The 23,719-nt window shown below is 40.9% G+C and carries 23 protein-coding genes; 13 read left to right on the top strand and 10 right to left on the bottom strand.

The genetic code is table 11. The features are described 5' to 3' along the window. Nucleotides 1–635: 635 nt before the first annotated feature. Nucleotides 636–878, bottom strand: coding sequence for a hypothetical protein (locus NDN60_RS03570; RefSeq protein ID WP_011375173.1), 243 nt, complete (start codon nucleotides 876–878; stop codon nucleotides 636–638). Nucleotides 879–964: 86 nt separating this feature from the next. Beyond that, nucleotides 965–1,435, bottom strand: coding sequence for a nucleoside 2-deoxyribosyltransferase (locus NDN60_RS03565; RefSeq protein ID WP_011375172.1), 471 nt, complete (start codon nucleotides 1,433–1,435; stop codon nucleotides 965–967). A gap of 90 nt (nucleotides 1,436–1,525) precedes the next feature. On the opposite strand from NDN60_RS03565, the gene NDN60_RS03560 reads away from it, so the two are divergent. Continuing rightward, entirely contained in the window at nucleotides 1,526–2,032 is a 507-nt protein-coding gene (locus tag NDN60_RS03560; protein WP_011375171.1) for a DUF805 domain-containing protein, read from the top strand. A gap of 215 nt (nucleotides 2,033–2,247) precedes the next feature. Here NDN60_RS03560 and rlmD read toward each other — a convergent pair whose 3' ends face one another. Further along, nucleotides 2,248–3,639 (bottom strand): 23S rRNA (uracil(1939)-C(5))-methyltransferase RlmD, encoded by a 1,392-nt coding sequence (gene rlmD / locus NDN60_RS03555; RefSeq protein ID WP_011375170.1) that lies wholly within the window; start codon nucleotides 3,637–3,639, stop codon nucleotides 2,248–2,250. A 385-nt stretch (nucleotides 3,640–4,024) separates the two neighbouring features. Here rlmD and NDN60_RS03550 point away from each other — a divergent pair, with 385 nt between their 5' ends. The 4 genes from NDN60_RS03550 to ntdP all read left to right on the top strand — a co-directional run bounded on the left by NDN60_RS03550 (nucleotide 4,025) and on the right by ntdP (nucleotide 6,725). Then, nucleotides 4,025–4,204: a hypothetical protein gene (locus NDN60_RS03550; protein ID WP_011375169.1), complete on the top strand. Its 180-nt coding sequence runs from the start codon at nucleotides 4,025–4,027 to the stop codon at nucleotides 4,202–4,204. A 1-nt stretch (nucleotide 4,205) separates the two neighbouring features. Continuing rightward, on the top strand, nucleotides 4,206–5,012 hold the full coding sequence (gene recX / locus NDN60_RS03545) for a recombination regulator RecX (RefSeq protein ID WP_016265510.1): 807 nt from the start codon (nucleotides 4,206–4,208) through the stop codon (nucleotides 5,010–5,012). After that, nucleotides 4,999–6,102: an A/G-specific adenine glycosylase gene (mutY, locus tag NDN60_RS03540; protein ID WP_099947439.1), complete on the top strand. Its 1,104-nt coding sequence runs from the start codon at nucleotides 4,999–5,001 to the stop codon at nucleotides 6,100–6,102. Before recX ends, mutY begins: the two co-directional genes overlap by 14 nt. A gap of 86 nt (nucleotides 6,103–6,188) precedes the next feature. Further along, entirely contained in the window at nucleotides 6,189–6,725 is a 537-nt protein-coding gene (ntdP, locus tag NDN60_RS03535; protein WP_011375166.1) for a nucleoside tri-diphosphate phosphatase, read from the top strand. Between the two features lie 68 nt (nucleotides 6,726–6,793). Here ntdP and NDN60_RS03530 read toward each other — a convergent pair whose 3' ends face one another. The 3 genes from NDN60_RS03530 to NDN60_RS03520 all read right to left on the bottom strand — a co-directional run bounded on the left by NDN60_RS03530 (nucleotide 6,794) and on the right by NDN60_RS03520 (nucleotide 9,616). Continuing rightward, nucleotides 6,794–8,494 carry a glycosyltransferase family 8 protein gene (locus NDN60_RS03530; RefSeq protein WP_231953169.1) on the bottom strand — a complete coding sequence of 567 codons (1,701 nt, stop codon included), beginning with the start codon at nucleotides 8,492–8,494 and terminating at the stop codon, nucleotides 6,794–6,796. Between the two features lie 141 nt (nucleotides 8,495–8,635). After that, entirely contained in the window at nucleotides 8,636–9,109 is a 474-nt protein-coding gene (locus tag NDN60_RS03525) for a hypothetical protein (protein ID WP_099947719.1), read from the bottom strand. A gap of 75 nt (nucleotides 9,110–9,184) precedes the next feature. Next, complete coding sequence (locus NDN60_RS03520; protein WP_099947718.1) at nucleotides 9,185–9,616, bottom strand: GNAT family N-acetyltransferase; 432 nt, start codon at nucleotides 9,614–9,616, stop codon at nucleotides 9,185–9,187. Nucleotides 9,617–9,743: 127 nt separating this feature from the next. Here NDN60_RS03520 and NDN60_RS03515 point away from each other — a divergent pair, with 127 nt between their 5' ends. The 3 genes from NDN60_RS03515 (at nucleotide 9,744) to NDN60_RS03505 (ending at nucleotide 13,937) form a co-directional block, all read left to right on the top strand. Further along, nucleotides 9,744–10,850, top strand: a complete 1,107-nt coding sequence (locus NDN60_RS03515) for an AI-2E family transporter (RefSeq protein WP_011375162.1) — start codon at nucleotides 9,744–9,746, stop codon at nucleotides 10,848–10,850. 138 nt (nucleotides 10,851–10,988) lie between these two features. Beyond that, on the top strand, nucleotides 10,989–12,329 hold the full coding sequence (locus tag NDN60_RS03510; RefSeq protein WP_016265506.1) for a hemolysin family protein: 1,341 nt from the start codon (nucleotides 10,989–10,991) through the stop codon (nucleotides 12,327–12,329). Between the two features lie 30 nt (nucleotides 12,330–12,359). Further along, nucleotides 12,360–13,937, top strand: a complete 1,578-nt coding sequence (locus NDN60_RS03505) for a peptide chain release factor 3 (RefSeq protein WP_011375160.1) — start codon at nucleotides 12,360–12,362, stop codon at nucleotides 13,935–13,937. Between the two features lie 87 nt (nucleotides 13,938–14,024). Here the strand turns inward: NDN60_RS03505 and NDN60_RS03500 are convergent, their stop codons facing one another. The 4 genes from NDN60_RS03500 to NDN60_RS03485 all read right to left on the bottom strand — a co-directional run bounded on the left by NDN60_RS03500 (nucleotide 14,025) and on the right by NDN60_RS03485 (nucleotide 18,433). Next, a complete protein-coding gene (locus NDN60_RS03500; RefSeq protein WP_016265505.1) occupies nucleotides 14,025–15,110 on the bottom strand; it encodes a MucBP domain-containing protein in 1,086 nt (361 codons plus the stop codon). 206 nt (nucleotides 15,111–15,316) lie between these two features. Beyond that, nucleotides 15,317–15,739: a PPC domain-containing DNA-binding protein gene (locus tag NDN60_RS03495; protein ID WP_011375158.1), complete on the bottom strand. Its 423-nt coding sequence runs from the start codon at nucleotides 15,737–15,739 to the stop codon at nucleotides 15,317–15,319. A 124-nt stretch (nucleotides 15,740–15,863) separates the two neighbouring features. Beyond that, the gene (locus tag NDN60_RS03490; RefSeq protein WP_011375157.1) at nucleotides 15,864–16,160 is read right to left on the bottom strand and encodes a DUF1827 family protein; all 297 of its coding nucleotides are present in this window, start codon (nucleotides 16,158–16,160) and stop codon (nucleotides 15,864–15,866) included. A 107-nt stretch (nucleotides 16,161–16,267) separates the two neighbouring features. Beyond that, nucleotides 16,268–18,433 (bottom strand): ATP-dependent Clp protease ATP-binding subunit, encoded by a 2,166-nt coding sequence (locus tag NDN60_RS03485; RefSeq protein WP_099947717.1) that lies wholly within the window; start codon nucleotides 18,431–18,433, stop codon nucleotides 16,268–16,270. A gap of 233 nt (nucleotides 18,434–18,666) precedes the next feature. Between NDN60_RS03485 and NDN60_RS03480 the strand changes: the two genes are divergently transcribed. The 5 genes from NDN60_RS03480 to NDN60_RS03460 all read left to right on the top strand — a co-directional run bounded on the left by NDN60_RS03480 (nucleotide 18,667) and on the right by NDN60_RS03460 (nucleotide 23,622). Next, on the top strand, nucleotides 18,667–18,858 hold the full coding sequence (locus tag NDN60_RS03480; RefSeq protein ID WP_011375155.1) for a hypothetical protein: 192 nt from the start codon (nucleotides 18,667–18,669) through the stop codon (nucleotides 18,856–18,858). A gap of 142 nt (nucleotides 18,859–19,000) precedes the next feature. Continuing rightward, complete coding sequence (locus NDN60_RS03475; protein ID WP_004265632.1) at nucleotides 19,001–19,267, top strand: phosphocarrier protein HPr; 267 nt, start codon at nucleotides 19,001–19,003, stop codon at nucleotides 19,265–19,267. Then, the gene (gene ptsP / locus NDN60_RS03470) at nucleotides 19,267–20,991 is read left to right on the top strand and encodes a phosphoenolpyruvate--protein phosphotransferase (protein WP_011375154.1); all 1,725 of its coding nucleotides are present in this window, start codon (nucleotides 19,267–19,269) and stop codon (nucleotides 20,989–20,991) included. The genes NDN60_RS03475 and ptsP overlap by 1 nt, the downstream gene beginning before the upstream one ends. A 148-nt stretch (nucleotides 20,992–21,139) precedes the next feature. Continuing rightward, entirely contained in the window at nucleotides 21,140–21,580 is a 441-nt protein-coding gene (locus NDN60_RS03465) for a CopY/TcrY family copper transport repressor (protein ID WP_011375153.1), read from the top strand. 2 nt (nucleotides 21,581–21,582) lie between these two features. Next, entirely contained in the window at nucleotides 21,583–23,622 is a 2,040-nt protein-coding gene (locus tag NDN60_RS03460; RefSeq protein WP_099947436.1) for a heavy metal translocating P-type ATPase, read from the top strand. Nucleotides 23,623–23,719 lie beyond the last annotated feature (97 nt).

Genomic DNA, 23,719 nt, shown 5'->3' with positions numbered 1-23,719 from the left:
TATCCGAATCGTCTTTTTATTTTAGCTTAAAACCTTGTTATATCAGCATTTTAAAACTTTTTAAAATTAATTCAAAAAATTGAGGTGTTTTAGTTGTAACCGGTTACATAAGGTGGTATATTAATGGTGAGGAAAGATAGCTTGGCAGAACAAAACCAAGTGAATCACATTTGTTAAGCGCCACCGTATTTGTCAGGTACTAAGTAACAAAAGGTACAAATTGTTAAAGTTTTAGAACCAAAATCACAACAACACATCGCAAGATAAGATTGGTAAAAGTACACTGAGTGATTGCTAGGAAGTGGGTCCAATGACAACTTAATTGCAAAATCAAAGCGTATAAGTGCGAGTATATCGGAGGCTGATGTCTGTTAAAGAATATCGTAGCAGTAACAAACGCAAAGTTAATCGTTATCGCTGAAGCTGCACGCAGAGTCAATCACCAAGAAACGACTAAACTAGATCGAGTAATACGATAAGCAGTAGGTTAGAACAAACGATTAATTACAATTGAATATAGTATTGAGGTGTAACATTATCCAGAGTAAACAACAGAATCAGCAAGCAGCAACCAAGCTATCTACCTCGACATAAAGGGGATTCAAAGCTATCAACTTTGAATCCTTTTTTGATTGTCATGATTTAGTATCTGAGGCTTGTGTTCGAATCTGGTCCAAATCGATTGACTTGTTGATAAGTTGGGCACAACTTTGGCAAATTATTTGGGCGTTCGTAATTTTTAAGGTTTCGCGAATATCCATATAACCGTTCATGAAACGACCAGGGGGTAATTGAATATTGGTCCAACAGTGTTCGTTGACAGTGATTGTTTGTTGACAAATATTACAGCGATATTCTTTTATCGATTGATCATACATATTAAATCAGCTCCTTTTGATTACTAGCATACGCCTTTATTTAAAAATAGAAACAAAAAAATAGCGGCATTAACGGCCGCTATTTCTTAGTATTTTTGAACGGTTTCGATTAAAGCATCGACTGAGTTGACGATCGTGCCATTTAATTTAATTAAGCCCACCGTATAAAGATTGAGGTAATGGAATTGGTTTTCAGCAATGGTTTGCAAAGCGGCTACCTTTTGTGAATTCGTGGCGCCTTGTTGCCGACTATCTGTGTAAAGGCCGACAATTGGGATGTTACGGGCGTATGCGACACCAATTTCACTGGCCACCCCAACGTCAATTGTAGGGCCGTCTAAGACCGCAATCACTAGGTCACTGGCAACCAGTTGTTCGGTATCAGCTTGGGCAATCATTTCGGAATTAGCGTAGGCTTCTTTATCATTGATCGCTGCGTTTTCTTGTGGCAAATAGATATCTAAGGTTGGCATTGCTTGGCGTAACGCAGCAACCACGCGCGTATTGTAATCAAAATCAGCTTGTGAGAAGAGTGCATTTGCAAAATAAATTTTCATAATGAGCCTCCAATGTGTTTTTACCATTGTATCAAATTGCAGACGATATGCGGTACAATTAATGGATAGTAGTTAACTGGAGGGAAAAGTATGCGTGAAATTCAAGAAGTACCTGGTAAAGTGACAATTAAGACAGCATTTCGGGATTACTTTAAAGGTTATTTTGACTTTATGGGCCGAAGTACGCGGGCAGGTTATTGGTGGGTAATGGGAATAATAATATTAATACTTTATATACCACTATTTATATTATTAGGACAGTTATTAATCACTAAAGGTCATGTAGCTGGTATTAATCCTTGGATTTATTTGGGCATCTTTGCAATTATCGCTGTAGGAATATTTATTCCAACACTTGCACTTAGTATTCGTCGTTATCGGGATGCTGGTTTAAACGGTCGGGGCGCCGTTACCTTATGGGTTTTAAATGGACTTGCATCCAGCTATAGTCAGCAATCTCGCGGTTGGGCCTTTATTTCGGCTGTCATCGGCTTAGCGTTATTAATTACGGCATTATTAAAAACAAATCAGTTAGAAACAGACAGTGATAATCCGCTTGTGACGTTCTTTTTGAGAGCTAAAGTGAAAGAAAACTAAAACAAGCCATCCTCATTTTAAAGGATGGCTTGTTTGTTTTTTGTTATTAGATTAGTGCTCGGCGGTAAACGACCTTTGAAAGCACTCAAATCATAACGTGCTATTCATAGCATACTCTTGTGGCTAGCGACATCAGTCAAACAACCGATTGCATCGGTTATTCGCCTGATTAGGCTAGTCCTCAGAGTATAACCGCTATGAATAGCACTCATTTTTTATAGATTTCTTTTTAATCTCATTGTGACGATTGCTTCTACTCTGGCCGTTTGTGGGAACATGTCTAACGGTTGGATTTTTTCAACTTGGTAGGTATGAACCAATGTCTTAAGATCCCGCGCGAGCGTTGAAGGGTTACATGAAACGTAAACGAATTTAAGGGGCCGGCTGTCGAGAATTGCATCGATTAATTTTGGATCAAGACCAGTCCGTGGTGGATCAACAACAAGGGCTGTTGGGACAAAGCCGTTATCTAACCATTCTGGTAAGAGGTCTTCAGCTGCACCAACGGCATAATCCACATTGTCGATCCCGTTGATCTCTGCGTTATGTTTAGCGGCTTCGATTGAGTCGGCAATTGTATCCATACCACGCACTTCAGCGACTTGATTGGCAAGACTTAATCCGATAGTGCCGACACCACAGTAAGCATCGACTAAGCGATCTTCAGGGGTTAAATCGAGTGCTTCTTTAACCAAGTTATACATCTTAGCGGTTTGAACAGGATTGAGTTGGAAAAAGGCGCGGGCAGTTAATTCAAACTGAACGCCGTTGAGGTTTTCCATAATCGTTTCTTGACCGGCAAGGTGCATTGTTTGGTCACCCCATACCAAGACGTTTTTCCCTTTGTTGACGTTTTGCATAATTGAGACCACTTCGGGTAATTCAGCTTGAATGGCGGTGATTAGCGCATATTTCTTTGGTAGTTTGGGTGAATTGGTGATGAAGGTGAGTTGTGCTTCACCGGTTGAGAAAGATTCACGTACGACGATTGTTTTTAAGATACCGGCGTTCTTTTCTTCATCAAAGACGGGAATGCCGAGGTCTTCGACTAATTTTAAAACAGTGCGGATAATCCGCATCGTTAAATCAGTTTGGGTTGCGAATTCTGGAAGGTCAATCAAAGTATGACTGCTTGGGGCGTATAACCCAGCGCCTAAATGGTCACCTAATTGACGCACTTGGAATTGTGCTTTATTCCGGTAGTGCCATGGATTTTCCATGCCCACCGTTTCAGTGACTTGATAGCCATTGTAGCCGTGTGGTTTGAATTTTTCTAAGGCTTGGATCATCATATCCTTTTTAAAGGCGAGTTGGCCAGGATAACTGAGATGTTCCAATTCAATCCCACCAACTTGACCGTAAGTGGCATCTCTAGGTGTGACCCGTTGTGGTGATTCTTGACGAATCTTGTGGACCTTAGCTTCGATGAAGCGGGGGGCAACAGTTGTGACTTCGGCAATCACGACTTCTTCAGGAAGTGCACCGGGGATGAAAACAATTTTGCGTTTGTAATAACCAATCCCTTCACCGTTAATCCCGATTCGCTTGATGGTCAGTGGGAAACGTTGGCCGACTTCGACTTCATTAGTAGTTGTTTGTTCTGGCATTTAATTAACTCCTATATTGTTAAAATTGTAAATAGCACGAAATTTGCTGTACCCTATTATAACAGAACCGGGTTAGAAAAAACGGATATTCTAATCGGAAACTAACAGCGTTCGATTTTGTTGCGCGTTGTGATTTATGCTACTCTATAGAGTGTGATGGAAGTCGGTTATGTCCTGAGGATTAGCACAGCCGGGCGAAAAATTGCGTTAGCGATTATTTGACAGGCAGCGCTAACCGGAGGGATATGACTTGCAGAACACGTTTAAATAGAGTGTGATGGAAGTCGGTTATGTCCTGAGGATATAATTGATGAAATGCATTTAAATAAGAAGTATGTCAGTAGCCGGGGATTAGTACTAACTCCCCATGAAGGAGCGAATAACGATGAACTTTTGGGAACGAAATCAATTTTTAATTGCGATGGTGATAGTCCTTGCAATTGGGATCTATGCTTTTCAAGCGAAGAGCTTGCCATTAATCATTGGCACCCTGATTTTAGCGGTAGTCGTGATTGGCTTTAAGATTTATCTGAATGTCAAAGCGACACGTAACGGGAGAAAATAAGATGCCACAGATTACTAAAATTACCTCACAAAAACAAAAAGGACGCTATAACATTTTTATCGACGAGCAGTTTGCCTTTGGGGTGACTGAAAGTGTCTTAATCAAGTTTCGGCTTGCAAAAGGGCTCGAAATCGATAGTAGCTTACAACGCGACATTCAAAAAGAAGACGACAATGCCAAGGCCTATCAACTGGCCTTGAATTATTTAAGTCACCAATTACGAACGGAAAAAGAATTAACACAATACTTGCGTGATCATGAAATTACGCCAGAAGGCATTGAAACCAGTTTGACAAAATTACGCGAACTACATTATTTGGATGATCAGGATTACGCGGACAGTTATGTTAGAACGGTGATTAATACTTCAGATAAGGGGCCTAAAGTGGTTCGACAAAAATTGATTCAAAAAGGGGTTAGTGCTAATCATATCGATCAAGCGTTGACGCTATATACAGACGAAGAACAAGTGACAGTCGGCTTAGCAACTGCCCAAAAGCTAGCGAAGAAGTACCGCCACAGTTCGTTCTTCGAACAACAACAAAAGATTAAACAGGGCTTGATGCAAAAGGGCTTTGGTGGTGATAATTTAAGTCGGATTATTGACGAATTAGCGCTTGAAGAAGACAGTGATAGTGAAGCAGATGCATTGGCAGCCCTTGGCGAGAAAAAATGGCGCCGTTATCGCCTATTAGAACCGCGCGAGCGGCGGATGAAGATGCAACAAGCACTTTACCGGAAAGGATTTAATATTGATGCAATCAACCGTTTCATCGACGACCAAGAAGTATCAGATGACACCGAGTGAACGTGAGGCGTTTCAGACTGCTTTTATGGCATGGTACGACGAACATCGTCGCGATTTACCTTGGCGTCAAAATCAAGAACCTTACCGGGTCTGGTTGTCTGAAATTATGCTCCAACAAACGCAAGTCCAAACGGTGATTCCGTATTACGAACGCTTTTTAGCGACTTTTCCAACCGTTGAAGACCTATCAGCTGCCCCAGAAGAGTTGCTCTTGAAAACTTGGGAAGGGCTAGGCTATTATTCACGGGCGCGTAATTTACAAAAAGCGGCTAAGCAAGTAGTTGATGACTATCAGGGCAAATGGCCGCAAACATCAGCTGAATTGGAAAAACTAGCCGGCATCGGCCCGTATACAGCGGGCGCCATCGCCAGTATTTGTTTTGGTGAAGTGGTTCCCGCAATCGACGGGAATGCTTTTCGGGTCTTCAGTCGGTTATTAAAAATTGACGCTGATATTGTGAATCCGAAGAATCGCGGCATTTTTTATGATGCCATTTTGCCGTTAATTCCCAAAGATCGACCTGGCGATTTCAACCAGGCGGTTATGGATTTTGGTTCGCAAGTTTGTACAGCTAAAAATCCAACGGTTGGGGACACCGAATTAGCACCATTTTTCAGAAGTTATCAAGATGGCACGTTGTTGGATTATCCGGTTAAAACGAAGAAGGCTAAACCAAAACCGGTTGCGCTTTTTGCGGTTGTGATTGAATCTGAAGAGGGCTTTTTATTCCAAAAGCGACCTAGCACAGGTTTGCTGGCTAATTTAACGACCTATCCGTTGGTGATGGCAGAAGATTTACAGGATGATGAGTCTGAGTTATTAATGCCAGAAGAGCAAATGACTCGAATTGAAGCCTACTTCAAAGAGGCGTATGGTTTAACATTAGCGCATTTAAAACCGGTGCCTGTCAAACCGGTGACGCACGTTTTTACCCATTTGAAGTGGACGATTACGTTGTTATCGGCGACGATTGCAAAAGACAGCGACTTGGCCTTTTTCCCAGGTGAATGGTATTCAAAAGCAGCTCTAGCAGAAATTGCGATGCCAACGGTTCAAAAGAAAATGGCGCAACGATTTGACTCACTTTAGCGGTAGAAAGTTTTAGGTAATTTTGAGAGTCTTTGCTATAATGATAGGTGATTATGAATAATAACCTTGGAAAGCCAGGTAGGTCGATGAATGCACCTAAAGAAGGCGACTATATAGCGATTCAAAGTTATAAACACGATGGGAGTTTACACCGGACTTGGCGCGACACGATGGTTTTGAAAACCAGCGAGAACGCAGTCATTGGTTGTAACGATCATACCTTAGTTACAGAATCAGACGGCAGAAAGTGGGTCACGAGGGAGCCGGCACTTATTTATTTCCATAAGAAGTATTGGTTTAACGTTGTGGCCATGATTCGCGAAGGCGGCGTTTCATATTATTGTAATTTGGCATCGCCACACGTTATGGATCAAGAAGCGTTGAAGTATATCGACTACGATTTAGACGTAAAAGTCTTTCCAAACGGAGAGAAACGCTTGTTAGACGTCGATGAATATGAAGCGCATAGTGCGAAGTGGCACTATTCTGCCGAAACTGATCGGATATTGAAAGCCAATGTCAAAGTTTTGGTAGATTGGATCAACAATGGCAAAGGGCCATTTTCGAAGGAATATATTGATATCTGGTATAACCGATATCAAGAATTGGCTCACCACCGTTAGAACACTATTTAGTCTTAATAGCAAAAGAAGACCGCACAGATTGTGCGGCCTTCTTTTTTTGCTTTCTTTTAAGAATGATATTCATCAAAAGTGGTATTTGTTCTAAAAGGCACCGGATTGTTATTTTCAAGGAACCGGCTTTTGTAAAAGCGATACTGGGGTGTATAAGGATGGGTTGAACTTTTATCCCAGGGTTTTTCTGAGCCACAAAAATGAATGAGTCCCGGTTCTTTTTGCGCACTTAGAAATTGACGGTTAATCCGTTCGGTCGGTGCAACGATAAAGTCCATCAAAATGCTAGTTTGGACGTTCCATTTGGGGTGTAAGTGAATCCAGCGATCATGTAAAATGGCATTTAAGGCATCTTGGTCGTGAAATCGTAATTTTTGAGGGTATTCTTTAATGAAGGTCAAAATTTGTTCCGTTATTTTTTGTTGGCGCCAGATGGTTAGGTTCATCAATAAAACACCGGCATTGAAGTAGCGAATGCTCTTGTAGTCAATTGCCATTTGAGCCAATCGATTATGGAAGCCGGCATCTTCAACAGCGGCTACTGGTATGTTACCCAATTCAACGTCCCACAGACGCGCGAGATTTTCGAGGCATAGTGTATCACAATCTAAATAGAGCACGCGTTCGATCTCGGGTAGTAGATTAGGAATCAGTAATCGGTAATAAGCAGTTTTTAAAACTTGTTCATCTTGAATGACCGCCGTTAGCGGTGTTTCGTTAACTTCAATAAAGGTTAATTCGGCATTAAAACTTTCAGTGATTTGGCGCAAGGTTGCCTGATCGCGAGCAGTTAGCTGATCACTTAAAACAAAAAAGGCATAATGGCGATTATCATCGTTATTATTCAGAATTGAGGCATATAAAATCGCGAGGGGTTCCACAAAATTAGAATCAGCCGCAGAAACAATATTGATTTGATCACGTTTGTCAGCTGGTAGTTGTGATAAATAGACCTGATACTCGGACATATAAGGATGCTCTAAAAAGACTTCCCATGGTTTTTTCTCAGTGGTGAAGTGAATGATTTTAGGAGCCATAATTGCCTGTTTAAAGAGTTGACTGTACTCATTATTAATTGGCTCATAGGTTTTAAATAAAATGGCATTTTGAACGTTCCACTTGGGAGCCAATAACTTAGTCCGTCCCGCTAAAACGACATTCAGCGCATCTTGGATATCATTAACACGGCGCCCAGGGTAAGGCACCAGCATCGCAAGAATTTTTTGGCTGATATGGTGTGTTTCCCAAAGAATGGTATCGATTATCAAAACGCCGGCATTAAAATAGATATTATTGGCTTGCGATTTAGGAACACCAAGTCTTTTTAAGGTCAGTGCCTTACCAGGGTCAATGACCGCACCGATAATATTCCCCTCTAAATCACTGTCGTATAAAGGCGTTAAATCGGTTCGGATGAGTGTGTCGAGATCAAGATAGAGTACTCGCTCAATATGTCTAGCGAGGAGGATTTGTGGTGCCAGAATTCTATAATAGGCAGTTTGGTCAAAATGATTATTTCCTGGGAAATTTTTGATGCGACGGGGATTAATGGCAATAAATGAGACATTGTGAGGTAGCGTCATTAAGCGATTGACGGCGGACTTAGTTGCGTGGGAGAGGTCGCTACTCAAGACAAATAAATCAATAGCCGTTTCTAAAGTACAATGTTCTCGAATCGATTTAAGTGTCAGTAACATCTGATCGGCGTATTGCTCGTCAGCAGCTACCATAATAGCAATCGTTTTGATGGCACTCATCTCCTTCATAGCTATTTATGATTAAGTGTAACAAGTTGCCAAAAGGCTTGTAAAATTAACTGATTAGCGCACAAAAAAACCATCCTGAAGAAGGATGGTTGGGGAAATTATGTTCAAAACCAAAGCGCCTTGACTAGCACGCTAATCGTTTTCTACCGATGTGTCTTGTTGAATTGTTAGTGTCTTGAAACCGAGGGCTGTTGCGATGCTAATTGAAGCAAAAATTGCGATAACACACCAACCGAGTAAGCTACCAGAGATAATTTGGATGGGAAGAAAGTCTCTTAGTAGATACGTTGCTAGGCAAAAGAGTACGAAATCTAAAACGAAGTTGCCAATTTTATAAGCAGTTGAACGACTGATAATGAAGAAGTTCAAAATAGCATGCATAACAGGATTCTTAGTTTGTTCAGTCATAATTGTTAGTGGCCGTTCAAGCGGTACTTTTGTAAAGAGGATTAGGATTCCACCGACGAGACCGCCAAAAATTGTACGATCCCAAGTAGCGCTATGCACAACCAAACTGTCATAAGCGATGGCAGCAATTGTAACAACTAGTAAATAAGGGATAACGAAGAAAAATAGATTAACGAAAAATATTTTTTGTTTAGACATAATAAACCTCTCTTTGAAAACAGGGTCAGACTTTAATATTTATTATAGGTTAAAGATTGTAAGAATGCCAACGGTTTATATGATCTTAATCATTTCTTGATGTAAAATACCAGCGTCTAAGAAACGTTCCTTATCAGTTGCTTGATAGCCTAAGCGTTCATAAAATGGGACGGCTGTGACTTGAGCATTTAAAATAAGACCTTTATGACCGGCTTTTTTTGCGGATGCTTCAGCTGCTTTCATTAGCTCTAATCCAAGCCCTTGGTGCCGGTAAGCTTTCATTGTAGCGACCCGCTGCACGTGATAAAAGTCGCCCTCGGTCAATACGCGTAATGTGGCAACAGGTTGTTCATCTAAATAACCTGTGAAGTAGAGTGCTTGGTCTTCAAATTCATCGATTTCCATTTCAGCGGGGACCTTTTGTTCAGCGACAAAAACCGCTTGGCGAATAGCGAGACCATCTTGATAGTAAGGACTTGTTAAATCACGAGTTTGTTTAATTTGCATGAAAAAACCACCAATCGTTTGAATTTATGTAGCTTTACAATGAAATTTGGTACAATAAAAATAATCTTTGTGTTTATAATAGCACAATTAGGTGTTATTTTCGATGAAGTCAAGTGGAGGAATGTTTATGTTTGAGCGTTTGCGTCAATCAAAATTGTTGTTTTGGTCAACTGAATTATTAATCTTGGCCGTTTTAATTTTTGTTTGTACTAAAATTAGTTTCTTATTTGATCCAATAGGGACCTTTATTTCAACCTTGTTTGGGCCAATCATTGGGGCAGGGTTATTATTCTACCTATTTAATCCGTTGATTAATTTACTAGGTAAGCTAAAAATATCGCGAAAATGGGCAATTGCGATTATTTTCATCGTCTTTTTCGGTGGGATTATCTTCATTGTGGCTTTAGCGATTCCGCAATTAATCCATCAAGTGACACAAGTGGTAACGAATCTACCAGATTATGTGCATCGCTTGCAGGACATGATTGATAAGATCTCAACAAATCCGCATTTGAAGAATATCGATGTTAATAAATACGTTAACCAATTAGACTTAAAACCTTCTAAGATTGCTGAAAACATCATGAAGAGTTTCACCAGCGGTTTCGGCAGCATGATTGGGGCCGTGACGAGTGTGACGATTGGTGTCTTTACCGTACCAATCATGCTCTTTTATATGTTAAAAGACGGTCATCGACTCATTCCAAATATTCAAAAGATGTTACCAGATCGTTATAACGATCAAGTCGCTGATTTATTACGTAAAATGGGTGCAACCATTTCAGCTTATATCGGCGGACAAGCGCTAGAATGTTTATTCGTCGGTGTTTTCACCTTTATTGGTTACCTGATTATTGGGATGCCATATGCCTACTTATTGGGCTTTATCGCCGGTGTTTCCAACATTATTCCATATCTTGGTCCTTATATTGGGATTGCACCTGCTTTAATTATTAGTTTATCAATTTCAATTCCGAAAACAATCATGGTGATTGTCGTAGTAGTTATTGTGCAACAAATTGATGGGAACTTGATTTACCCTAATGTGATTGGCCGTTCCCTAGATATTCACCCATTAACGATTATCATTATCTTGTTAGTTGCCGGCAATATCTACGGTATTTTGGGGATGATTTTAGCAATTCCGTTTTATGCCGTTACCAAAACAGTTGTTGTTTATTTATACGATATTCAAGCCTTACGCACTAAAGTCGATAAGGCGACTAAATTATAATCGCACAAGACTGATTTGAAGGCGATTTTAACGACTCTTACTGGGTTGAATTTCCATTTTTGACTATGCTATACTGCATAGTAGGTCTTAATCGGCTCAATACGATAATTTATAAGATGAAAGGTAGTGGATGTGACGATGAATCCTGACCCTGGAAGTCCGGTGTGGGGACAGTTACTGTTGATTTTAATTTTAACCTTAGTGAATGCTTTTTTTGCCGCGGCAGAAATTGCGCTAGTATCACTAAGTCGCACGAAGATGGAGAACCAAGCAGAAAATGGCGATAAGAAGGCGCGCTTATTAGTGGAGGTTTTAAACCACTCCAATAATTTCTTAGCAACGATCCAAGTTGCCATTACGTTTGCTGGTTTCTTATCTTCAGCGAGTGCTGCCACAACCATTGCGGGTAGATTAGCACCCCTTTTAGGAAATGCGGCTTGGACGAAGGAAGCAGCCGTATTAATTGTGACGATTGTCTTATCCTATATCTCACTTGTTTTTGGGGAATTATATCCCAAACAAGTTGCCCTGCATCGCTCAGAAGCGATTGCCAAGGCGGCAGTTCAACCGATTCGCTTCATTGGCGTTTTATTGCGACCATTCGTTTGGTTGCTATCAGCGTCAACGACGGTTTTGATGAAGTTAACGCCAATTGATTTTTCTGAGACAGAACCCAAACTAACCCGTGAAGAGATGGTTCATATGATCGAATCAGGGAAAAGTGCAGGGGTTTTAGAATCTGACGAGTACGAAATGTTAGAAGGGATTATTACCCTTAATAAGAAGATGGCCAGAGAGGTCATGGTTCCCAGAACGGACGCCTTCATGGTGGATATCTGTGCGGACAATGACCAAAATATTGATGCTATTTTAGCACAACCATTTTCACGAATCCCGGTTTATCGGGATGATAAAGATCAAATTGTAGGGATTGTCCACATCAAGAACCTACTAAGAGAAGCACGTGAGAAGGGCTTCTCAGAAACACAATTGGAAACAGTCATGAAAGAGCCCTTATTTGTGCCTGAAACAATCGTGATTGATGACTTATTATTTGAAATGAAACGCACCCAACTCCAGATGGCCATCTTGTTAGATGAATATGGTGGCGTTGTTGGGCTAGTCACAATTGAAGATTTATTAGAAGAGATTGTTGGCGAGATTGAAGATGAATCCGATAAGGCGGATGTGTTGTATCAGAAGATTGACGAGACCCACTACAAGGTAATGGGCCGGATGCCAATTAATGAATTTAACGATGCCTTTCAGACCGATATTCAAATTGCTGATGTTGATACGATTGCTGGGTTTATGATTACTGAGATTGGTGCAATTCCTGTCAGTGGTCATCCAGAATCAATCGATTTACCGAACGGCATTGTTTTAACAACTGGTTCGGTAGTCGGTTCACGTTTATTAGATTTGAAACTAACATTACCAACGACGGTCGCTGCAAAAGATGATGCGTCTGAGGCTTAATGACTTTGGCACTAAAGAGAGGATTTAACAATGACACCAACTGAATTAAAAACGGCTGTTGAACGCCGGCGGACTTTTGCAATTATTTCCCATCCGGATGCTGGGAAAACAACAATTACTGAACAACTCTTATTATTCGGGGGCGTGATTCGTCAAGCCGGAACCGTTAAAGGGAAGAAGAGTGGCCAGTTTGCGAAATCTGACTGGATGGATATTGAAAAGCAACGTGGGATTTCCGTTACAAGTTCTGTGATGCAGTTCGATTACGCTGGCAAACGGATTAACATCTTAGATACGCCAGGGCATGAGGATTTCTCAGAAGATACTTACCGGACATTGATGGCGGTGGATGCCGCTGTCATGGTAATTGATTCTGCTAAAGGGATCGAACCCCAAACTAAGAAATTATTTAAAGTCTGCAAGATGCGTGGTATTCCAATTTTCACATTCATGAATAAATTGGATCGTGATGGTCGCGAACCGCTCGATTTAATCGCTGAATTGGAAGAATTATTGGATATCGAAGGTTGTGCTATGAACTGGCCAATCGGGATGGGTAAAGATTTACGGGGCCTATACGATATTGCTAACAAACGAATTGAAATGTATCGTCCAGAAGATGAAGCCAACCCTTACCTTGCTTTAGATGAAGAAGGCAAGATTGCTGGCGATAATCCTTTGAAGGAAGATTCTGTTTACACACAAGCACTAGATGACATCGAATTAATCGGTGAAGCGGGTAATGCTTACGATCCTGCTAAAATTGCTACTGGTGATCAAACACCAATCTTCTTTGGTTCAGCCTTAACAAACTTTGGCGTTAAGACTTTCTTAGAAGCCTTTGTTGATATGGCACCAGCACCAGAAGCTCATCAAACACAAGAAGAAACACAAGTTGAACCAACGAATGAAGATTTCTCAGGGTTCATCTTCAAGATTCAAGCTAACATGAATCCAGCCCATCGTGATCGAATCGCCTTTGTACGGGTTTGTTCAGGTGAATTCCAACGCGGGATTGACGTGACGTTGACGCGGACTGGTAAGAAGATGCGGTTGAATAACTCAACTGAATTTATGGCTGATGCTCGTGAACAAGTAACGAGTGCGGTTGCCGGTGATATTGTCGGGTTGTATGATACAGGGAACTTCCAAATCGGTGATACGATTCATACTGGTAAAGAAGCAATCTCGTTTGAAAAATTGCCACAATTTACACCAGAATTATTTATGCGCGTCACTGCTAAAAACGTAATGAAGCAAAAATCATTCCATAAAGGGATTCAACAATTGGTTCAAGAAGGGGCCATCCAATTGTACAAGACATACACAACAAGCGACTATATTCTAGGTGCTGTTGGTCAATTACAATTTGAAGTTTTCCAATATCGGATGCAACATGAATATAATTCTGAAGTGATTATGGAACCAATCGGCTCACGAACAGCTCGTTGGATTGATCCTGAAAAATTAGATCAAAGTATGTCATCATCACGGAACTTACTTGTAAAAGATATTCACGACCAACCACTCTTCTTATTTGAAAATAAATTTGCAGAACGCTGGTTCCAAGATAAGTACCCAGAAGTTAAATTAACAGCTAAATTATAAGAGCATGCATTCCTAGTGGCAAAGCACGTTTTTAAACAATCAAAAAGAGGTCTTCTGACAAAATTGATTTTGTCAGAAGACCTCTTTTTAGTCAAATGTTAGTAGTGATTCTAATAGCCACTGCCCACCTTCAAGTTCACACCACCGACTGAGATTGTCGAGCGCAATCACTTGCTTGACGTGCACGCGAGTCTTCAAAGCAAGGCGATAGGTAGCCGGTTTTTCGTAAGGCGCGGCCCATAATGTTGCCGTTGTGTTATTCAAAGTCGCATCTAAATTAAGCGGTGTGGTTTCAATAACCGTATATTGATTGGTAAACTTGGGGACTTGGTAATCGACCGTTGCCTTAGGGTTAGTTGCATGGAGTTCATAATGCTTGGGTGAAATCCAAAAACTACCGAGGTTGAACCATTGTTGACCAGAAGTAGCTGTTGCACAACTATAAATTTTCCAAATTGCATTCTTAGGTAAGCGGGTCGTGGTGAGTGCTTCTTCTGTCGGCCGTTTGTAAGTGTCAACCGATGCGGTTAATTCAATAAACGGTTGATCAGGGGCATCGCTGTATTTTAGATTAAGTGGATCATATTGGAACCGTACTAGCTGCGTTTCAGCACTAAAACGTCCTGTTTGATTACTAGAAGTGCGATAGATGAAGTTCACACCGCCTTCTAACGGGTTAGCTTGATAGTGTTCATTCAAAGCGCCAAGTAAAAATTGGGGTTTGATCAGCAAACCACCTTCTAAATCTTGATGAAGTACCATGACTGGTGCCGCTAATTGGGGTTTATAAAAAAGCCAAATGTTAGTGGGGTCTTCATGGAAATGTTGTTTTAAATTTGTAATTTCGGCTAAATAGTAGCCAGGAAATTTTAACCACGGTAAATCAAGCGTAGCGCCAACTACTCCAGAAAGTGTAATCGAAGGCCGCAGTGGAATTCGATTTTGGTTGAGGTAGTGGATCGTCACTGAACTTTTGCGTGGTTGGACAGGTGTTGTGACAAAATGTTCAGTTTGCTGCGCTTGGGGTTCTTTTTCAAATTCATCAGCTGTCTCGAAGAATTGATTTGTGTTTTCTGGTTCAGGAGTAGCTTGATTAAAGTGCGTCTCTGGTTGAATGGTTGGGCGCTTTGGCCGCCGTCTAAATAACGATTGAATCAGGTTAATAAAATTCATACGGACTCCTCGTGGAACGTTATTTACTTAATACTAGTCTATCATAAATTAGAAAAAGAGTGGTTTATAATCGTTACTAATTTGGCTAGAATTTTAAATAAAAAGCGTGCACCTTAGAGGGCATCATTATCCGCTTACTAATTTGGCTAGCAAAAAAAGGGATTAGGGCAAAAATTTTATTTGCCTTAATCCCTTTTAATCATCTTTTATGATAAATCGAGTACTTGTAATTGGGTTGGTTGATGCAAGATACGCCCAACAGCAAGGGGGACGATTGAGATGACGAGTTCGCCAGTTCTTGAAATAACGGCGCGTTCAAGATGGCCGCCAAAAACGCTTGTGTCTAAGCGGGCAAAACTGGCGTGCAAGTGAGTTGAAATCTTACCATCCGCATTTTCAACGTTACCACTCAGTGATAGGAGTTCAACCTGTTCTTGGCTGCGCGTTTCAACGTAGCTGTCGCTGTCTGGTGAGTAAATACTGACAGTAACATCATTGCAGGCACCAATTCCTGAGATGGCACCTAATTGGTCCGGTAAAGTAGCGGCTAAATATTTCAATTCGGTGATGAGTTCATCGCCAACTTCTAAACGACAAATAATTTGTTGCCCTTTTTGAACAGTTTGCATCGTAAAATCCTCCCTCAATAAGCTTAATGGGTATTATACGATATGCCATATCGAATTGCTATTATTTTGATTGCATACAAAAAGCCACTACCAAAGTTATCGGTAGTGGCCTGCTTTCAACCGTCTAAGAGGCGGTAGTAGAAGGGGTTGGAATGGTAATCTCAACTAATGAGCCATCGTTTAGGATTTCAACATCGTCGGTTGAATCAATATCTACTAATTCCTTGAGTACAAAATCAATTTCAGCTTGTTGAATATGTCGCTTGTCATTTTTTAGAAGAATTTCACGCGTTTTAGATGAGCGGGTGAAAAGGACTGTTGTTTTGCCAAGCGAATAGACGCTCACATAGTCGGCTTTAGTGGTTGCTAATTGTTGTGTTACTAAACGGTGATAAGAATTTGTAATATTAATGAGTCTCATACTAATCACTCCCTAATCATTTAAGTCCTACTAATAGTATAACTGAAAGCGATTTATATAACACGGATTTAATCTTAAAATATGATAATAAATCTTAATATTTGATATTATCCTTGCACAATTTGAATCTGATCATCATTTAACTGCGCTTTTAATTGCTTATGTTCTGGATGATCTAAATAATAATCAGCAACGCGGTCTTCAATTTGTTCTTGAATGACACGACGTAGTGGCCGAGCGCCCATTTCAGGGTTGTAGCCCAAATCGACTAATTTAGATTTAGCGTCATCCGTCACAGCAATGTGGAGGCCTTGATCGGCAATCATCGCGTTAGTTTGATCAAGCATTAAGCTGACAATCTTTAATAGATTATCTTTACTTAATGGTTGGAATTCAATAATATCGTCGAAACGATTTAAGAATTCTGGTTTAAAGTAGTTCGTTAACTGATCGAGAATTGAATGGGTTTGGCCAGCGACAGCTGCACCGAAACCAACGTTAGCCTCAGCATCAGTTTGTCCAGCGTTAGACGTCATGATAATGATTGTGTCTTTGAAGCTGACAGTCCGACCTTGTGAATCGGTTAGACGACCGTCATCTAGAATTTGTAAGAACATGTGCATAACGTCAGGGTGAGCCTTTTCGATTTCATCCAAAAGAATCAAACTATAAGGGTTCCGACGAACTTGTTCCGTTAATTGCCCGGCTTCTTCGTAACCAACGTAGCCAGGAGGTGAACCAATCAATTTTGACACACTGAATTTCTCCATGTATTCACTCATATCAAAGCGAATCATCGCATCGGTACTGCCAAAGAGTTCTTTGGCAATTTGTTTGGCTAATTCCGTTTTACCAACCCCGGTTGGGCCAACAAAGAGGAAGGAGCCAATTGGTCGGCCGGATTTATTAAAGCCAATTCGACTACGACGAATTGAACGAGCGACTTTATCAACTGCGGTATCTTGACCAATGACATGTGCTTCAAGATCTTGCGCTAAGTTTTTAAGTTGAGCTTGTTCTTGCGCCTTTAATTCGCCAACTGGAATATGGGTTTTTTCTTCGACAATTTTTTCCATATCCTTTTCGGTGATTGTTGGTTCTTGGGATTTTTCAACTGAATTATTAGCTTTCATTTCAGAGAGCTGTGTGACTTGATCACGATAGGTAGCTGCTTTTTCGTAATCTTCTTGTTTGAGGGCTTCTTGTTTTTGTGCTTCTGCAGATTTAATCTTGGCTTCTAATTCCTTAGGATCCATCAAGGTAATCGTCAAGTTTTTCTTAGAGCCTGCTTCATCCAAAAGGTCGATAGCCTTATCAGGCAAATAACGATCTTGGATATAACGACTAGAAAGGGCCGCTGCTGCTTTAAGCGCCTCGTCCGTATAGTGAACGTGGTGATAACTTTCGTATTTATCTTGAAGCCCTTTGAGAATTAGAACGGTTTCGTCAACAGATGGTTCGTTGACCGCGACCGGTTGAAGACGACGTGCAAGGGCTGCGTCTTTTTCAATCTGACGGAATTCATTATTAGTTGTGGCGCCAACGAGTTGTAATTCGCCACGCGCAAGAGCTGGCTTCAACACGTTACCAGCATCCATGCCGCCTTCAGCATTGCCGGCGCCAACGATTTCGTGAATTTCATCAATAAAGAGGATAATCTGCTTATTTTGTTTGAGCTCAGTGATCAACTGTTGCATCCGTTCTTCAAATTGACCGCGAATACCAGTCCCTTGTACTAATGAAACGACATCCAAGCGAATCACTTGGCGATCCTTTAATTTAGCAGGAACGTCGCCATCGGCAATTTTTTGCGCTAAACCTTCGACAACGGCTGTTTTACCAACGCCGGCTTCACCAATTAAGACTGGATTATTCTTGGTACGCCGATTGAGAATTTCGATGACGCGCGCGATTTCCTTATCGCGACCAATCACCGGATCAATTTGACCACCCTTAGCAAGGTTGGTGAGGTTCACACCAAATTGGCTGAGTAAGCTTTCGCCATTTTGACCGTTGTTACCGCCGCCATTACGGCCACCTTGTGTTTGGGGACCTTGGTTAGCAGCATTACGTTCAGCGTTTGGATTGTTGATTGCATTGAAGAGTTCATCAAGATTACTAAAACCAAAGGGATCATTATATTGACTACTCATTCCTTGTTGCTTTAGTGCTTGATAACAGTTTTGACAAAGGTTAATGGCTTGGTTTTGACCATTGACGCTAGTGTAGAGATGGATTGTTGCTGGATTTTTTTGGCAATTTTGACAAAGCATTTAATCTGTCACAACCTTTCGCCTATTAAATGTAACGTCAAAGTTTGTTTGACTATCTTTGACCTTGAATAAATTATAATCATCTCTAAAAAAAGTTGCAAGTAATCGAACTCGAAAATAAAACTTTATTTGTGGGTCAAAATTGCGTACAATTGGAGGCAGTGACGCTACTTGATAAATGAAAAGAGGGTCATTAAAAATAATTATCTAGACGTGATAAAGGAGTGATTCAGATGGCAAGAGATTTTTTAGCGGAGATGGATGCCTTGTTAAATCACGAAAAAGAAACCATTGTCGTTGAACATGATGAGTTTTTAGACTTTCAGAAAGTATGGGTCAATTATGATCACCGAAAAGAAATTGTAGGCGCTGCCCAACGAAATGGACAAGTGATTTATCGCTGCGCTGAAAGCGGTATAGTGTAGACTATCATTAATTTTGTTAGCGAAACTGTTGTAGTATTTTTCAAAAAATGGTAATCTTAATATTCGAAAGGGTAGACACTATTGATGACTACTTATTTCGGCCAAAACAAATCTATAAATAGATAAAAGGGGATCGATTAACATGGAAAAACGCGATTTTCACGTAGTAGCAGACACAGGTATCCACGCTCGTCCAGCTACATTATTGGTACAAACAGCAAGCAAATTTAACTCAGATGTCAACTTAGAATACAAAGGTAAATCTGTAAACTTGAAATCAATCATGGGCGTTATGTCACTTGGTGTTGGCCAAGGCGCAGACGTTACAATTTCTGCTGAAGGTGCTGATGAAGCAGACGCAATCAACGCAATCGAAGAAACAATGAAAAAGGAAGGTTTATCTGAATAATGACTAAACTAAGAGGGATTGCTGCCAGTGATGGTATCGCTACTGCGAAAGCCTACATGTTAGTGCAACCTGATTTGTCATTTTCGAAATCAACTATTTCAGATTCAGAAAAAGAGATTAATCGTTTGCATAAGGCCTTACAAGATTCTACGAGTGATCTAGAGACCATTCGGAAGATTGCTGCTGAATCATTAGGAGAAGAAGAAGCACAAGTTTTTGACGCTCACATGATGATTTTAGCAGACCCAGAATTTACCGGCGCTATCGAAGGTAAAATCAATGATGACAAGGTTAATGCTGAGCAAGCGTTGAAAGAGGTCGCGGATTTATTCGTGGCCACTTTTGAGTCTATGACTAATAACGCATACATGCAAGAACGTGCTGCTGACATCAAAGATGTTACGAAGCGAGTTCTCAGTCATTTATTAGGGGTAACACTCCCTAACCCAGCATTAATTGATGAAGAAGTAATTGTGATTGCTCATGACTTGACACCTAGTGACACAGCCCAATTAAACGGTAAATTCGTTAAGGCTTTTGTAACTGATGTTGGTGGTCGGACGTCACATTCTGCCATTATGGCACGTTCTTTAGAAATCCCTGCAATTGTTGGGACTGAAACAGTCACACAAGATGTTAAAGCTGGCGACTTATTAATTGTCGATGGTATTAACGGTGATGTTGTTTTAGATCCTACAGATGCTGATATTGCTGAATATGATGTGAAGGCCCAAGCCTTTGCTGATCAAAAAGCAGAATGGGAAAAACTAAAGAATGAAAAGTCTGTCACTAAAGACGGCAAAACATTTACGGTTGCTGCTAATATCGGAACACCTAAAGATTTAGCTGGTGTTCTTGAAAATGGCTCTGAAGCAATCGGTTTATATCGGACAGAATTCTTATATATGGATTCAGCTGAGTTACCTAGTGAAGATGACCAGTTCGAAGCTTATAAATCAGTTCTAGAAGGTATGGACGGCAAACCAGTTGTTGTGCGGACAATGGATATTGGTGGAGATAAGAAATTACCTTACTTACCATTACCAGAAGAAATGAATCCGTTCTTAGGCTACCGAGCAATTCGGATTAGTTTAGATCGTGATGATATTTTCAGAACACAATTGCGCGCCTTATTACGTGCTTCTAACTATGGTAAGTTACGGATCATGTTCCCAATGATCGCAACTGTTGCTGAATTCCGTCAAGCTAAAGGGATTCTCGAAGATGAAAAAGCAAAATTAATTGCTGCAGGTCAAACTGTATCTGACGATTTACAAGTTGGGATGATGGTTGAAATTCCAGCCAGCGCCGTATTGGCTAACCAATTTGCTAAAGAAGTCGATTTCTTCAGTATCGGGACGAACGACTTGATTCAATACACAATGGCTGCTGATCGGATGAACGAACGTGTTTCATACCTTTACCAACCTTATAATCCAGCAATCTTACGTCTTATTAAGAACGTCATTGACGCTTCTCATAAAGAAGGTAAGTGGACTGGTATGTGTGGGGAAGCTGCCGGAGATTCAATCATGGCACCACTCCTTGTCGGGATGGGCTTAGATGAATTCTCAATGAGTGCAACTTCTGTGTTACGAGTTCGTAGTTTGATGAAACGTTTAGATACAACTGAATTAACTGATTTAGTTGAAACAGCTGTTAACGTCAATACAAGCAACGAAGAAAATCAAAAATTAGTCGAAGATTTTATGAAAGATCGTTAGGCTTAAACTTTTTAAAGGGTGTTAAGACAAAAGTAATTTTGTCTTAACACCCTTTTTTGTACGCAAAAGTATTAATGATTGACAGAAGTGCTTCTTGATTGTAAACTGAATATATAATTACAAATGTAAACGAAAGAGTGTGAGCAAGATGGCAGAAAATACAAATGAAATTACGACTTCCGAATGGGAAGTGATGCGCATTGTCTGGTCACTTGGTCAAGTCAACAGTCGTGACTTGATTGATTTACTTCAACAAAAGCGCGATTGGCAAGATTCAACCATCAAAACATTGATTGGCCGCTTGGTTAAAAAAGGCTTCTTAAAAACAGAAAAGGAAGGGCGGCGGTTTAATTACACAGCAACCGTTCCTGAGATTGAAGCGATGGAAAATGCCACACAAAGTCTTTTTGAGCACTTGTGTGGCATGAAAAAAGGGCAGACATTAGCGGCTTTAATTGATCAAACGACTTTGAGTCAGACGGATATTTTGCAGTTACAACAATTACTGACAGCCAAAGCAGCTACTGCACCAGAAAAAGTGGCTTGCGACTGTTTGCCAAATAAATGTGACTGTGAAAAGGAGGAATAACGATGAAACACGATGATATGAAGATGCACGATATGCATGATATGGACCATGATCACGGCGATATGATGATGCATGGTGGACATATGATGCACATGGGTAATTTGAAACAGAAATTCTGGGTCTCATTAGTCGCAACAATTCCCATTATTATATTATCGCCTTTTATGGGAATTAAATTACCGTTTCAAACCACGTTCCCAGGATCGGATTGGTTAGTCCTCTTATTAGCAACCTTCCTATTCTTTTACGGCGGCGCGCCTTTCTTAAAAGGTGCAAAGAGCGAATTGGCCGAGAAGAACCCAGCGATGATGACGTTGATTGCGATGGGGATTACGGTATCGTACGGTTATAGTTTATATGCTTTTATTGCCAACCATTTCTTGGCAACACAAACGCACGTGATGGATTTTTTCTGGGAACTGGCAACGTTAATCGTTATCATGTTGTTAGGTCACTGGATTGAAATGAACGCCGTTATGAGCGCTGGGAGTGCGATGGAGAAGATGGCCGCCTTATTACCTGGCCAAGCACAAGTCCTCGATCAAGATGGTCAGCAACACGCTGTTGATTTGAAGGATTTACAAGAGGGCCAAACCGTGTTGGTGGCAGCAGGCGAAAAAGTCCCAGCGGATGGTCTTGTGGTGAATGGTCAAAGTCAGGTGAACGAATCATTGGTGACTGGTGAAGCCAAAGCAGTTGCTAAAAAGACTGGCGACCAAGTAATTGGTGGAACAGTCAATGGCGACGGGACATTAACCGTTAAAGTCACGGGGACTGGTGAGAGTGGTTATTTAGCGCAGGTGATGAAGTTAATCAAACAAGCACAACAAGAAAAGTCAAAGGTCGAAGGTTTGGCCGATAAGGTCGCTAAATACCTTTTCTACGCAGCGTTAGTGGCTGGTATTATTGCTTTTATCAGTTGGTTTTTCTTAGCTGATTTAAATACTGCGTTTGAACGAATGGTGACGGTCTTCATCATCGCTTGTCCACATGCACTTGGTTTAGCGATTCCACTAGTTGTTGCTCGAAGTACAGCGATTGCGGCAACTAACGGCTTATTAATTCGTAATCGCCAAGCAATTGAAGTGGCAGATCAAATTACGATGGTTTTAATGGATAAAACAGGGACATTGACGCAAGGGGCTTTTAAGGTCAATGCGGTTCAACCAACTGGCGAGATGTCAAAAACTCAATTGATGGCTTATATGGGTGCTTTGGAACGACACTCAAGTCATCCATTGGCAACTGGGATTTTAGCTTATAATGACGCTGAAAAAATTACGATGTCCCAAGCTGAAAATGTACAAACGATTCAAGGAATCGGGCTGACAGGCGCAATTGAAGGGCAAACTTATCAAATCGTTACGGCCGATTATCTACAAGAAAAGCAAATCGCATTTGATACGGCAGCCTTTGAAACTTTGGCGGCTAAAGGTAATTCCATTAGTTATCTAATTCAAGGTCAAACTGTCTTAGGATTGGTCGCGCAAGGGGATCAGTTGAAACCAGAAGCACTGACGTTCATCAAGGCATTGAAAAAGCGTCATATCCAACCGGTGATGTTGACTGGGGATAATCAACAGGTTGCCGAAAAGGTGGCGCAACAATTGGGTGGTATGACAGTTCAAGCCAATTTGAAGCCAGAAGATAAGGAAGCACTTGTACAAGATTACCAAGCAAAGGGTGAAGTGGTCTTGATGGTTGGCGATGGTGTCAACGATGCCCCTAGCTTGACGCGAGCTGATATTGGGATTGCGATTGGTGCGGGCACGGATGTCGCAATTGATTCCGCAGATGTGATTTTGGTTAAGAGTAATCCGAACGATATCATGCATTTCTTGAATTTAGCACATGCTACTAGTCGGAAGATGACGCAAAACCTTTGGTGGGGAGCTGGTTACAACATTTTAGCAATTCCATTGGCGGGTGGCTTATTTGCCGCTTGGGGCTTAATTTTAAGTCCAGCGATTGGTGCCATCTTGATGTCGCTTTCAACAATTGTCGTGGCAATTAATGCGATGACATTAAAATTAAAAAATTAAGCAAACTTGTCAATCCTTTTTTGAACCTCGTCAGGCTAATCCTGATAAGGGCGCGGGAAAGAAAAAATTGTGCACAATTGGCGTATACGACATACAG

It is taken from the genome of Latilactobacillus sp. (assembly GCF_033176295.1).
In the GTDB taxonomy this organism is placed as follows: domain Bacteria; phylum Bacillota; class Bacilli; order Lactobacillales; family Lactobacillaceae; genus Latilactobacillus; species Latilactobacillus sakei.
This window is presented reverse-complemented; position numbering and strand designations above follow the sequence as displayed.